11 protein-coding genes are annotated in these 12,966 nt (G+C 63.8%); 8 read left to right on the plus strand and 3 right to left on the minus strand.

What is annotated here, in order from left to right; all coding sequences use genetic code 11:
- Window positions 1-348 precede the first annotated feature (348 nt).
- Window positions 349-840 carry a hypothetical protein gene (locus PVW51_RS21705; RefSeq protein WP_269365490.1) on the plus strand — a complete coding sequence of 164 codons (492 nt, stop codon included), beginning with the start codon at window positions 349-351 and terminating at the stop codon, window positions 838-840.
- A gap of 139 nt (window positions 841-979) precedes the next feature.
- Here the strand turns inward: PVW51_RS21705 and PVW51_RS21710 are convergent, their stop codons facing one another.
- From PVW51_RS21710 to PVW51_RS21720, 3 genes are read right to left on the minus strand one after another with little or no spacing between them, the layout of a single operon-like run.
- A complete protein-coding gene (locus PVW51_RS21710) occupies window positions 980-1,555 on the minus strand; it encodes a TadE/TadG family type IV pilus assembly protein (protein WP_269365488.1) in 576 nt (191 codons plus the stop codon).
- Window positions 1,552-2,091: a TadE/TadG family type IV pilus assembly protein gene (locus tag PVW51_RS21715; protein WP_274577446.1), complete on the minus strand. Its 540-nt coding sequence runs from the start codon at window positions 2,089-2,091 to the stop codon at window positions 1,552-1,554. Before PVW51_RS21715 ends, PVW51_RS21710 begins: the two co-directional genes overlap by 4 nt.
- Window positions 2,088-3,503, minus strand: coding sequence for a pilus assembly protein TadG-related protein (locus PVW51_RS21720; RefSeq protein WP_269365484.1), 1,416 nt, complete (start codon window positions 3,501-3,503; stop codon window positions 2,088-2,090). The genes PVW51_RS21715 and PVW51_RS21720 overlap by 4 nt, the downstream gene beginning before the upstream one ends.
- A 344-nt stretch (window positions 3,504-3,847) precedes the next feature.
- Between PVW51_RS21720 and PVW51_RS21725 the strand changes: the two genes are divergently transcribed.
- The 7 genes from PVW51_RS21725 (at window position 3,848) to dnaG (ending at window position 12,927) form a co-directional block, all read left to right on the plus strand.
- Window positions 3,848-5,278: a Glu/Leu/Phe/Val family dehydrogenase gene (locus PVW51_RS21725; RefSeq protein ID WP_269365481.1), complete on the plus strand. Its 1,431-nt coding sequence runs from the start codon at window positions 3,848-3,850 to the stop codon at window positions 5,276-5,278.
- 157 nt (window positions 5,279-5,435) lie between these two features.
- Window positions 5,436-6,689 (plus strand): sarcosine oxidase subunit beta family protein, encoded by a 1,254-nt coding sequence (locus PVW51_RS21730; RefSeq protein WP_269365480.1) that lies wholly within the window; start codon window positions 5,436-5,438, stop codon window positions 6,687-6,689.
- Between the two features lie 93 nt (window positions 6,690-6,782).
- Entirely contained in the window at window positions 6,783-7,055 is a 273-nt protein-coding gene (locus PVW51_RS21735; protein ID WP_269365478.1) for a sarcosine oxidase subunit delta, read from the plus strand.
- Window positions 7,052-9,985, plus strand: coding sequence for a sarcosine oxidase subunit alpha family protein (locus PVW51_RS21740; RefSeq protein ID WP_274577452.1), 2,934 nt, complete (start codon window positions 7,052-7,054; stop codon window positions 9,983-9,985). The genes PVW51_RS21735 and PVW51_RS21740 overlap by 4 nt, the downstream gene beginning before the upstream one ends.
- On the plus strand, window positions 9,978-10,520 hold the full coding sequence (locus PVW51_RS21745) for a sarcosine oxidase subunit gamma (RefSeq protein ID WP_274577453.1): 543 nt from the start codon (window positions 9,978-9,980) through the stop codon (window positions 10,518-10,520). Before PVW51_RS21740 ends, PVW51_RS21745 begins: the two co-directional genes overlap by 8 nt.
- Before the next feature lie 31 nt (window positions 10,521-10,551).
- Window positions 10,552-10,854: a hypothetical protein gene (locus tag PVW51_RS21750; protein WP_269365474.1), complete on the plus strand. Its 303-nt coding sequence runs from the start codon at window positions 10,552-10,554 to the stop codon at window positions 10,852-10,854.
- 102 nt (window positions 10,855-10,956) lie between these two features.
- Entirely contained in the window at window positions 10,957-12,927 is a 1,971-nt protein-coding gene (gene dnaG / locus PVW51_RS21755) for a DNA primase (protein ID WP_274577454.1), read from the plus strand.
- Window positions 12,928-12,966 lie beyond the last annotated feature (39 nt).

Below are 12,966 nucleotides of genomic sequence, written 5' to 3' on the forward strand. Positions count from 1 at the left end.
GTGCAAAATCGCCCTCCGGGGGGAGGTCGGGCGATGCCCGGCTGACGCCGGGCGGAGGCGCTTGGGGGTATGCACCGCGCCAATGGCACGGCAGTTTCGTCCGCTCACCTAACCTTGCCCCATACCACGCCCAAGGTCCGGTCTGGGTCGGAAATGCCTGGCATTCGTGTCGGAATTGCCTGGCACGGCCCACTGACAAGATTCAGAAAATTCGCAGTCAGGGGTCGGAGTTGATGTCGATGGGCGTACAAATGGGCCACCGGGGCTCAGGCCCGGGCCGCCGCTTTCGCTTTCCGTTTGCAACGCGCCGCAAATGCCTTAGGCAGAACCAAAGCCGAAGGAGCGCCCATGAAATTTGACGACAGCACCGAAGTACTGGCCACCGTGCAGGCCTCTGCCGGGCGGCGCGCCATGGGGATCTGCTGCCTGGGGCTGCTGGGCCTCCTGCTGATCTACATGGCTTTCATGCGTGCGCCGGCCCTGCACTGGCAGCTGTTTCTCATCCTTGTCGGCGCGGGGTCGCTGTGGGTTGCGGATGCCATGCGGCGCGCCACTGCAAGCAAGCTGGAGCTGACGCCGCTGGTCCTGCGCGATGCGGATGGCACCGTGATTGCCCGGGTCGATCAGATCACCGGGATCGACCGGGGATTCTTTGCCTTCAAACCGTCCAATGGCTTCCTGCTCAAACTGGGCGAGGGCGGGGCCCGCCACTGGCGGCCCGGGCTGTGGTGGCGCATGGGCCGCCGGGTCGGGATTGGCGGTATGACACCGGGCAGCCAGACCAAGTTCATGGCAGATGTGCTGGCCGCTCTGCTGGCACAAAAGGACCCGCAGGACTGAGGGTCCGGCGGGTCTGATGTAGCGCTGCGGCGCGGGGCCTGTGGCCTTTCAGTTCAAGTTGTATCGCCGATAGGTGCCGCGCCTTCGGCGTTCCCGGGACATTCCTGTCACAGGATGATTCAGTATAGGGTCGGGCGCCTTAGTTGCAGTATTCCCAGCAGACGCGGGGCGCATAGCGCGGGCGCGTGAAAACGAAGTTCTGGATCTCGCGCTCTTCCAGGCCGGTGGCGAAGGGCGGTACGTAATCGCTCCAGGTTTCGACCAGCAGGACACGTTCATTGTCCGGCATCACCGGCAGGCGGTTGTGCCAGTTCTGCACTTCGGCGTTGGTCAATGCAACAGCATTGCCGCGCGTCTGGGACCAGTCGGTGCGGTAGCTGTTGTTGTCCTCGTCGAACCAGATCGAAGTGACCCGCATCGCGGATTTGCCCTCGCTGAGGGAAAGGTACTCGAACAGGTTGTGCACACCGTCAAGGTAATCGTCATCCAGCGGCAGTGTCTCGCGGGAAATCGCGTCGCCCACGGTGAAAGCCGCCTTCTGGTTGATCCCGTACATGCGGAAGGCATCAAAGATCGAAAATGCGGCGAGGAAGGCCCAGAACATCACCGGCAGGACGATCATCGCCTCGATGGAGATCGACCCGTCCTGCTTGCGCAGGAAATCGCAACGCAGCAGGGCGTTCAGACGGAATTTGAGCAAGGTGGCACGCATCATTTCGGCTCCTGTACAAAGGCGGAGACCGCGATCAGCCGGGCCCGTCCGCTGCCGTCTGTCTCAAGCTCCTTGCCCAGGCCGGTGGTGGCGAAGACAGGCTTGAACTTCACGCAGGCCCGCAGGATCATGATCTCGTGTTCGCGGCCCAGGACAAACCCCCGGACCGGTGTGGCCGGTGCAGAGGTGTCCACGCAGTCCGGCGTCTGGTCAAAGGTGGCGAAGGCGCGGGGCAGCAGCGGGATCATCTCCAGCCGCAGCGTGCTGTCGCAATCCTCGATGAAGCCCGCATTGGCGCAGACGATCTGCTTGATCTGGTTGTGCGCGATCGGTGTGTTCGTGCTCAGCCGGATATAGCGGACGGCGATGTCCACACCCCGGTCGAGATACATCTGGCGCATGGAATAGAGGCCCATTTCGACCGCCATCATGAAGGCACCGAACAGGATTGGCACCAGGATGCAGAACTCGATCAGGAAGATCCCGCCCTCTTCGTCCCGGCGGAACCGGAACAGGCGTCTGAAGAAGGGCGTCTTCATTGTGTGAGCCTCAGCTGGTTGATCTGGCGTGCGATGGCTTCAAAGGCATCCTCGATCTCCACGCCTTCCACCCGGAAGAAGTGGCTGGGCGAGGAGGCGCAGTCGCGCATTACATTGGCACCGTGGTCGGTCACTTCGAACCCGATGGACCAGACAACGATCTTTGCGTCCTTGGCCGCGCCGCAGATTTTGCTGAGAAGCAAATCGCCCTGGTAATCGGAGTACTTCTGGGTGCGGAAGTTTTGGCGGTAGTAGTAGCTGACGTAGCGATTGACGTACCAGCCGAGGTTGTAGCGGGACCAGTGCACGATTTCGGAGTCCGAATTGTAGTACCAGCTTGGGATGCGGTAGGTCGTGACGTTCTGGCCATCCGTCATGAGGATCACGGTTTTCAGGGTTTCCGGATCGTCATAGCTAGCGGGACGGGACGAGAAGGCCGGGTCGGTCAGCCCGGCGCTGGCCATGCTCTGGTTGATCGGGCGGAAAGAAGGGTCAAGCAGCGCGGTGCCCCATTTCATGCCAAGGAAGATAGAGGTGTTGGCACGGGGTTCAAGCTGGTCGATCTGTGCCTTCAGGGCGCTTGCGTTCTGGCTCAGCGGCTGGATCCGCTCAAAGTCATAGCGCGGACAGACCGTTTCGCTCATCTGGTTCCAGCCCGGATCGTGGTTCTGAAAGTGCTGCATGTGGCTGTAGTGGCTGCCCGATGCATGGAGGAAGGTCTCGTCGAAGTCCGAGTCGGGAAATTCAACGCAATGTGAATAATTGTGGACAGGTTGCACGCCCATCCGATCAAAGATCTCGGGGCCGGCATTCACATGGGCCGAGTAGGGCACGACGGAAACGGAGATCAGATCTTCCGTCTCGTCCCGGATTACGGTGTCGACAAAGACCTTGGCCGCGTTCCGCATGTTCTGGATCTTGTTGTTGGATCCCATCGACCCGGAGATGTCCAGGACCATCGAGATCTCTACTTTTGCGACTTTCTCTTCCGCCTTGGAGCGGGCGGGGACCGACAGGTCGTCAACCCCGAGGGTGTTCATGAACTGCGTCTTGATCGTATTGGTGGCATCCACCGTCACGGTGCGGTAGTTCAGGCCCTCGTCGACATTCACCGCCGAGACGTATTCGGCCATGCCGGATTTGGCGAAGTAATCCCGCACCACCGCTTCGGGGTCCAGGGTCTGGTCCAGGTCGGCGGCCGCCAGAACGGCGCGGTCCGACACGGCCTGAAGGCGCGTGCGTTCCATTTCGTGGCGCATCATGTCCACACCGATGCCGCAGATCGTCATCATGATCAGGATCATGAAGCAGGCGAAGATGGTGATTGAGCCGTCTTCCGACTTTGAGAAATGGCGGGAGAGTGCCAACAGGTCCCCGGCTGTCAGGCGATTTTCACGTTTACAACGTTTCATATTTGTTAACCTTTCCTACCGAGACACTTTTTGCATGCCGGATTTCGGGCAGTCTTTGCCGTTGGTCCCTTGTGATCGGGCAACATGGCGTAAATTGGGCGGAAAAGTGCCTAAAAACCGCGTTTTATCTGCGTTTTTAGCGCCAATTTCAGGTTTCCGGGGTGGTTGTTTCGGAACTGTAAACTTTAGCCCTCCTATGCTCGGGAATCGAAAATCCTGCCCGGGATTCGGGCGGATGTGCTCAATCTGGTCGCACTTTGAAAAAACCCGCCTTAGGGTGGGTTTGCCGGGATGCGGCCCGATGAGTCGCTCCTGAGGCCGGACCGAAATGACTGGAGAAGACGATGACCCCATCCAATGAGCCGAGCTTTCGCGAAAGCGTCGATCTGATGTACACCCGCGCAGTCGCGCTGATGGACCTGTCACCGGGGCTGGAGGAAAAGATCAGGGTCTGCAACGCGACCTATACCGTCCGCTTCGGCGTGCGGCTGCGGGGCAAGATCCATACTTTCACCGGCTACCGCTCCGTTCATTCGGAACATATGGAGCCGGTCAAGGGCGGCATCCGCTATGCGCCGGGCGTCAACCAGGACGAGGTCGAGGCGCTGGCGGCGCTGATGACCTATAAATGCGCGCTGGTCGAGGCGCCCTTTGGCGGATCGAAGGGCGGGTTGTGCATCGACCCGCGCGATTACGACGAACACGAGCTGGAACTGATCACGCGCCGCTTTGCCTATGAGCTGATCAAGCGCGATCTGATCAACCCGGCACAGAACGTGCCCGCCCCCGACATGGGCACGGGCGAGCGTGAAATGGCCTGGATCGCGGATCAGTACAAGCGCATGAACACCACCGATATCAACGGCGTGGCCTGTGTGACCGGCAAGCCGACCCATGCGGGCGGTATCCAGGGCCGGACAGAGGCCACCGGGCGGGGCGTGCAATATGCCCTGCATGCGTTCTTCCGCGATCCCAAGGGGATGGAACTGGCCGGTCTGACCGGCGAGCTGGATGGCAAGCGGCTGGTGGTACAGGGCCTGGGCAACGTGGGATACCACGCCGCCAAGTTCTTGAGCGAGGAAGACGGCTGTCTGGTGACCGCGATCATCGAGCGCGACGGCGCGCTGTTCGACGACAAGGGGCTGGATGTGGAGCAGGTGCATCAGTGGATCGTCAAGCATGGCACCATCAAGGGCTATCCCAAAGCGCCGCTTGAACCGGATGGTGCCAAGCTGCTGGAGGCGGAATGCGACGTGCTGATCCCGGCGGCGCTGGAAGGGGTGATCAACCTGTCCAACGCGGACCGGATCAAGGCCCCGCTGATCGTGGAGGCCGCGAACGGCCCGGTCACGGCGGGCGCGGATGAGATCCTGCGCAAGAAGGGGACGGTCATCATTCCCGACATGTATGCCAACGCGGGCGGTGTGACGGTCTCTTATTTCGAATGGGTCAAGAACCTCAGCCACATCCGCTTTGGCCGGATGCAGCGCCGCCAGGAGGAAGCGCGCCACCAGCTGGTCGTGGACGAGCTGGAGCGGCTGAGTGCGGACAGCGGGATCGGCTGGCAGTTGAGCCCGAATTTCAAGGACAAGTACCTGCGCGGCGCGGGTGAGCTTGAGCTGGTCCGTTCCGGTCTCGATGACACGATGCAGACCGCCTATCAATCCATGGCCGAGGTCTGGCACGGCCGCAACGATGTGGATGACCTGCGCACGGCGGCCTATATCTGTGCAATCGGCAAGGTTGCGGCCAGCTACCGGGCAAAGGGCATCTGACAGCCGCATGCGCCACGCGGCGACCATATGGCCGGTAATTTGGCGATATGGTCGCCCATGATAAACTTTCTGTCGAAAAGCACCGTGCATCTGGCCGGCGGGCATTGCACCTCTGGGCGGGACTTGGTTCACTTGGTCCAGTCGAGGGGAGTTTCGAATGCGGTTTTCAGGGTGGCGCGTGCTGCGCGAAGGGCTGACCGGCAACAAGGGCTGGACGCAGCATTGGCGCGATCCGGAACCGAAGCCGGAATATGATGCCGTGATCATCGGCGGCGGCGGGCATGGGTTGTCCACCGCCTATTACCTGGCCAGGAACCACGGCATGACCAATATCGCGGTGCTCGAAAAGGGCTACCTCGGTGGGGGCAACGTGGGGCGCAACACGACGATCGTGCGCGCCAATTACTTTCTGCAGGGCAATTCGGAGTTCTATTCCCACTCGCTGAAGCTGTGGGAAGGGATGGAGAAAGACCTGAACTACAACGCGATGCATTCGCAGCGCGGGCTGATCAACCTGTTTCATTCCGACGGCCAGCGCGATGCCTTTGCCCGGCGCGGCAATGCGATGATCAACCAGGGCGACGATGCGGTGCTGCTGGACCGTGAGGGGGTGCGCCGGTATCTGCCCTATCTCGACTTCGACAATGGCCGCTTTCCGATCTACGGCGGGCTGCTGCATCCGCGCGGCGGCACCGCGCGGCATGATGCGGTGGCCTGGGGCTATGCGCGCGGCGCGGACCAGCGCGGTGTGGACCTGATCCAGCAATGCGAAGTGACCGGCATCGACATCGAAAACGGCAAGGTGCGCGGGGTGCAGACCACCCGCGGCCCGATCCGGGCCAGGAAGGTCGGCATCGTGGTGGCGGGCCGCTCGGGCCAGGTGGCCGCCATGGCCGGCATGCGCCTGCCGATCGAAAGCCACATCCTGCAGGCCTTCGTCAGCGAGGGCGTGAAGCCGGTGATCGACCATGTGGTCAGCTTTGGCATGGGGCACTTCTATATCAGCCAGTCCGACAAGGGCGGGCTGGTCTTTGGCGGCGATCTGGATTTCTACGCCTCCTACGCGCAGCGCGGCAACATGCCGATGATGGAACATGTGATGGAGGCCGGCATGACCCTGATGCCGATGATCGGCAAGGCCAGGGTGCTGCGCAGCTGGGGCGGGATCATGGACATGACACCCGATGGCAGCCCGATCATCGACAAGACCGATACCGAGGGTTTGTTCATTGACTGCGGCTGGTGTTACGGCGGCTTCAAGGCGGTGCCTGGGTCGGGCTTTTCCTTTGCCCATCTGATGGCGACGGGGGAACATCACGCCCCGGCGGCGAAGTTCCGGCTGGACCGGTTCCGCACCGGCAGGGGGTTGATGGACGAGGAGGGCACCGGTGCGCAGCATAACCTTCACTGAGCCCTACGCCGGCCGCGCGCCTGTGGCGGGCGTCGTGGTGTGTATTTCGGGAACAATGAAACGGGGTGTTGGCGCCCTGTCGGAGAGGACCACATGAGGATCGACTGCCCCCTATGCGGATCGCGCGACCGGCGCGAATTCTATTATCAGGGCGCTGCGGTGGCTTTGGCGCGGCCGGCGCCGGATGCCGGTGAGGCCGCCTGGGACGATTACCTGCATCTGCGCGACAATCCGGCGGGGCAGACCCGCGAGCTGTGGCATCACGAGGGAGGCTGTTCGGCCTGGCTGGTGGTGACGCGGGACACGGTCAGCCATGCGATCTCCCGGGTGGTGCTGGCCACTGACGCTGAGGAGGCCGGGGCATGAGGATCGCGGGCAAGGGTCTGATCGACCGCAGCAAAGCTGTCACTTTCCGGTTCGACGGGCGGTCTTACCAGGGGTTCCAGGGCGATACCGTCGCCTCCGCGCTTCTGGCCAATGGTCAAAAGCTGATGGGGCGGTCGTTCAAGTATCACCGTCCGCGTGGCGTGCTGACCGCAGGTTCGGAGGAGCCGAACGCGCTGGTCACGGTCGGCAGGGGCGCAGAGGCGGATCCCAATGTGCGTGCAACCGTGCAGGAGATTTACGACGGGCTGGAGGTGCGCAGCCAGAATGCCTGGCCCTCGCTGGATTTCGACGTGATGGCGGTGAACGACCTGGCCGCGCCCTTTCTGGGGGCGGGGTTCTATTACAAGACCTTCATGTGGCCCGCGAAGTTCTGGGAAGCGGTCTATGAGCCGATCATCCGGCGCGCGGCCGGTCTGGGGGCGCTCAGCGGCAAGCATGATCAGGACCGCTACGAACGCGCCTATGCCTTCTGCGATCTGCTGGTGATCGGTGCCGGGCCCACGGGTTTGATGGCGGCGCTGACGGCGGCACGGGCCGGGGCGGATGTGATCCTGGCCGATGAGGATGCGCGGATGGGCGGGCGGCTGAATGCCGAGACCGGGGTCATCGGCCATCAGCCGGGCCATGCCTGGGCGGCGGAGCTGGTGGCAGAGCTTGCGGCCATGCCGAATGTGCGGCTGATGACGCGCACCACCGTGACCGGGGCCTATGACGGCGGCATGTATGGCGCGCTGGAGCGGGTGAACCACCATGGCGCGCGTCGCGCGGACCTGCCGCTGGAGACCTTCTGGCGCATCCATGCGCGCCGCAGCATCCTGGCGGCCGGGGCGCTGGAACGGCCGGTTGCCTTCCAGAACAACGACCGGCCCGGCGTGATGACAGCCGGGGCGGTGCGGGCCTATCTGAACCGCTGGGGGGTGAGCCCCGGCAAACATGTGACGGTATTCGGCAACAACGACGATGCCCATCGCACTGCGCGCGATCTGGCGGCGGCGGGGGTCCATGTGGCGGCGCTGATCGACAGCCGCGCCGATGTGACGGTCGAGGGGGCGGATTTCCCGGTCCATACCGGTGCGCAGGTCTGCAACGCGGCGGGCCGCAAGGAGCTGGAAGCGATCACCATCCGGACCGCCTCGGGCGAACAGGCGATCCAGACCGATTGCCTGGCGATGTCGGGGGGCTGGAACCCCACGGTGCATCTGACCTGCCATATGAACGGGCGGCCCCGGTGGGACGCCGGTATTCAGGCATTTGTGCCGAGGCCCGATGCGGTGCCGGGGATGGTTGCGGCAGGGGCCTGCAACGGTGTCTTCCCGACCCGGGCCTGCCTGCAGGCCGGGGTTGATGCGGCGGCAGAAGTGGTCGCCGCGCTGGGCATGAAGGCGGGTGCCATGGAGGTGCCCCGGGCAGAGGATGACACCTATGCGATGGAACCGCTTTGGGCGGTGCCGGGCAAGGGGAGGGCCTGGCTCGATTTCCAGAACGATGTCTCGGTCAAGGATGTGAAACAGGCGGCGGTGGAGAACTTCCGCTCGGTCGAACATATGAAGCGTTACACGACGCAGGGCATGGCGACGGATCAGGGCAAGAATTCCAACGTGGCCGCGCTGGCGATCCTGGCGGATGCCACCGGGCGGGGCATTCCGGAGACCGGAACCACCACCTTCCGCCCGCCCTATGTGCCGGTGGCGATTGCCGCGATGGGGGCAGGGGCGCAGGGCAAGGGCTTTGCGCCGCAGCGTTTCACCACCTCGCACCAGGCGTCAATCGCGATGGGGGCGCCGATGATCGAAGCGGGGCTTTGGTATCGTCCCAGCTATTTCCCCAGGACGGGGGAGAGCGGCTGGCGACAATCCTGTGACCGGGAAGTGGGTCATGTGCGCAAGGCGGTGGGGGTTTGCGATGTCTCCACCCTGGGCAAGATCGACATTCAGGGGCCGGACGCGGCGAAGCTGCTGGATTTCGTCTATACCAACATGTTTTCGACGCTGCCGGTCGGGCGGGTGCGCTATGGTCTGATGCTGCGCGAGGATGGCCATGTGATGGATGACGGCACCACCGCACGGCTGGGGGAGGCGCATTACGTGATGACCACCACCACCGCCGCCGCGGGGCAGGTGATGCGGCATCTGGAATTCGTGACCCAATGTCTGCATCCCGAATGGCAGGTGGCCTTTGCCTCGGTCACCGAACAATGGGCGCAGTTTGCCGTGGCCGGGCCAAAGTCGCGCGAGCTGCTGAATGGCCTGCTGGACGCCGAAATCGACGGCGAAAGCTGGCCCTTCATGGCCTGCGGTGCGGTGGAGGTCTGCGGGGTGCAGGGGCGGCTCTTCCGGATCTCATTTTCGGGCGAACATGCCTATGAGGTGGCGGTGCCTGCGCGCTTCGGGGCCAGCCTGTTTGACCTGCTGGTCAGCCGCGCCGAGGCGCTGGGCGGCGGGGCCTATGGGATGGAGGCGCTGAACGTGCTCAGGATCGAAAAGGGCTTCATCACCCACGCCGAGATTCACGGGCGCACAACCGCCTTTGACATCGGCATGGGGCGGATGGTCTCGGCCAGGAAGGATTGCATCGGCAAGACCCTGGCGGCGCGGCCCGGTCTGGTGGAGGAGACGCGTGAACAGCTTGTGGGGCTGAAACCTGTGGGCGCGGTCCGGCAGATCAGCGCGGGCGCGCATCTGTTCGACGCGGGCGCAGAGGCGGTGCGCGAGAACGATCAGGGTTATGTCACCTCGGTCGGGTTCTCGCCCGATCTGGGGCATATGATCGGGCTGGGTTTCGTCAGGCGCGGCATGGCCCGCGAGGGCGAAGTGATCCGCATGGTGGACCATCTGCGCGGGCTGGAGGCGGATGTCGAGATCTGCCATCCGGTGTTTCTGGATCGTGAAGGGGAGCGGGTGCGTGGTTGAACTGACAGCGAAAACCCCCTGTGACGGGCTGCTGCCGCTGACCATCGGGGATGCGGAGCTGGTGGAAGTGGCGGCCGGGGCGCTGACCTCTCTTGCGCCTCTGGGCGATGCGGCGGGCTTGGGTGCAGCTTTGGAAAAGGCCCATGGGCTGCGCTGGCCCGGCCCCCTGCGCGCGACCGGCAAGCAGGGTGCGCGTTGCATCTGGTTCGGACGCGGCGAGGCTCTGCTGATGGGTCCCGTGCCCGATCCGGCACTTGCCGATCATGGCGCGGTTGTGGATCAATCCGATGCCTGGGCCGTGGTGCAGCTGAAGGGGCCTGCCGCCGTGGATGTGCTGGCGCGGCTGGTCCCGGTGGACCTGCGCGAAACATCGTTCAAGCGCGGGCACAGCCTGCGCACACAGCTTTACCACATGTCCGCGTCGATCACGAAAACCGGGGCGGACAGCTTCATGATCCTTGTCTTTCGGTCGATGGCAGCCACATTGGTGCATGATATGAAAACAGCGATGGAAGCTGTGGCCGCGCGCGGTTAAGGCGGTGTCAGCACATGAGTGGAGTGACCCAATGGTAAAGTATTTCGTGGTTTCGGCGGTTGTTGCAGCGTTTTGCGGCCCGGCAATGGCAGCCAGCAAGAAGGAAACCGATTGCGGGCATCAGGCGGCTGTGGTTGCCGCCGTTCAGCAGGCGCGGATCGACCGGATCGGCGAACGCAAGGTGCCTGCGCATGTGGCCGCCAAGGCGACATGGCCGGACCGCTACAACACCGCGATCACGCTGGTGACCCCCTGGGTCTACGAGATGAAGATGCGAGACGTGAAATCCCAGGACCTGTCTGCGGCCTGGAAAGAGATGTGCCTGTCACAGTGACCCTCGACCGGGCGGCCTGACCGGGCCGCCGGAACACCAACCCGTTGATGTGCTGACGCGGCACCCGCTGGACGATGGCGGGCGCGGGGCGTAAGATATGGTATGAGCCTGCCACCCGGATTCCTGGACGAATTGCGCAGCCGAGCGAGCCTGTCTCAGGTCGTCGGCCGCAAAGTCATGTGGGATCAGCGCAAGTCCAATCAGGGCAAGGGCGACATGTGGGCGCCTTGCCCCTTCCATCAGGAAAAATCCGCCAGCTTCCATGTCGATGACCGCAAGGGATTCTATTACTGCTTTGGCTGTCACGCCAAGGGGGATGCGATCTCATTCGTGCGCGAGACGGAGAATGTCGGCTTCATGGAGGCGGTGGAGATCCTTGCGCGCGAGGCGGGCATGCCGATGCCCGCACGCGACCCCAGGGCCGCCGAGAAGGCGGACAAGCGCAGCGATCTGGCCGAGGTGATGGAACTGGCGGTGCGCTGGTTCCGCCTGCAACTGCAGACCGGGGCGGCGGCGGAGGCGCGGGCCTATCTGGCGCGGCGGGGGCTGGAGGAAAAGGCGCTCGACCATTGGGAAATCGGCTTTGCGCCGGACAGCTGGCAGGGGCTGTGGGACGCGCTGACCGGCAAGGGCGTGTCGGAGCAGATGATCCTGGATGCGGGGCTGGCCAAGCCTTCGTCCAAGGGCGGCAAACCCTATGACACCTTTCGCGGGCGGATCATGTTCCCGATCCGCGATGCGCGGGGGCGGGCGATTGCCTTTGGTGGCCGGGCGATGGACCCGAACGACAATGCCAAATACCTCAATTCGCCCGAGACCGAATTGTTCGACAAGGGCCGCAGCCTTTACAACGTGCGCGACGCGCGCACGGCGGCGGGCAAGGGGCAACCGCTGCTGGTGGCCGAAGGTTATATGGATGTGATTGCCCTGCATGGCGCGGGGTTCGAGGCGGCGGTGGCCCCCCTGGGCACGGCGATCACCGAAAACCAGTTGCAGATGCTCTGGCGGATCGACCCCGAACCGATCATCACGCTGGATGGCGACACCGCAGGCCAGCGCGCCGCGCTGCGCCTGATCGACCTTGCGCTGCCCCTGCTTGAGGCGGGCCAGTCGCTCCGCTTTGCCATGATGCCAGAGGGGCAGGACCCGGACGATCTGCTGAAATCGGCGGGACCGGGGGCCTTTCAGAAGCTGATAGATCAGGCGATCCCGATGGTGCGGTTGCTGTGGCAGCGCGAAACCGAAGGCCGGGTGTTCGACAGCCCCGAACGCAAGGCGGCGCTGGACAAATCCCTGCGCGAGAAGATCAAGCTGATCCGGGATCCGTCGATCCGCAGCCACTATGGCCAGGAGATCAAGGATCTGCGCTGGCAGCTGTTCCGCCCGGGCCCCGGCGCGCGGACCGGCTCTGCCAACCGGGGGGCGCGGCCTGGCGGCAAGTGGCAGGCCCCGCCGCTGGCCCCTTTGCCCAGCACGAAGGCCTCGGTGCTGGCGGGGGGCGACAACCATGTGACCCATCACCTGCGCGAGGCGGTGATCCTGGCCGCCGTGCTGGGCTGCCCGGAGATTGCCGAGGATTTTGAAAGCGGCCTGGAAAGCATGGCCTGTCAGGACCGCACCCATGCGGTGATCCGCGACATGATTCTGCGCCATGCGCCGCAGGGCGCTGCAGTGTTGCGCGAAAAAATTTCCAGCGCGCTGGGGCCGGATGCCCTTGAAAACCTGACCGCACAGCGCCATGTCGCGATCACCCCCTGTATCCGCAACCCGGGCAACACCGAGATGGCCACCATGACCGTGGCCGAGGAACTGGCCAAGCTGGAGGCGGCGCGGGGGCTGAGCGCGGAAATTGCCGAGGCCGAGGAAGACATGGCAGGCACCGCCGACGAAGGGCTGACCTGGCGGTTGAGCGAGGCTGTTCGCAGCGCGGATCAGGCCACGAGGTCGGGGCAGGAAGACAAGGCGGAATATGAGGTGGGCGAGAATGGCGCACGCATGTCCCGCGATGAACGCAGCGCGCTGGACGCGCTGCTTGAGAACATTACCTATGAAAAACCCAAGGGCCGCAGTTGAAAAGTGACCTTTTCGCAGGCTCTTGGGGAAAAAGCAGTA

The organism is Sulfitobacter sp. PR48 (assembly GCF_028807335.1).
Classification (GTDB): domain Bacteria; phylum Pseudomonadota; class Alphaproteobacteria; order Rhodobacterales; family Rhodobacteraceae; genus Sulfitobacter.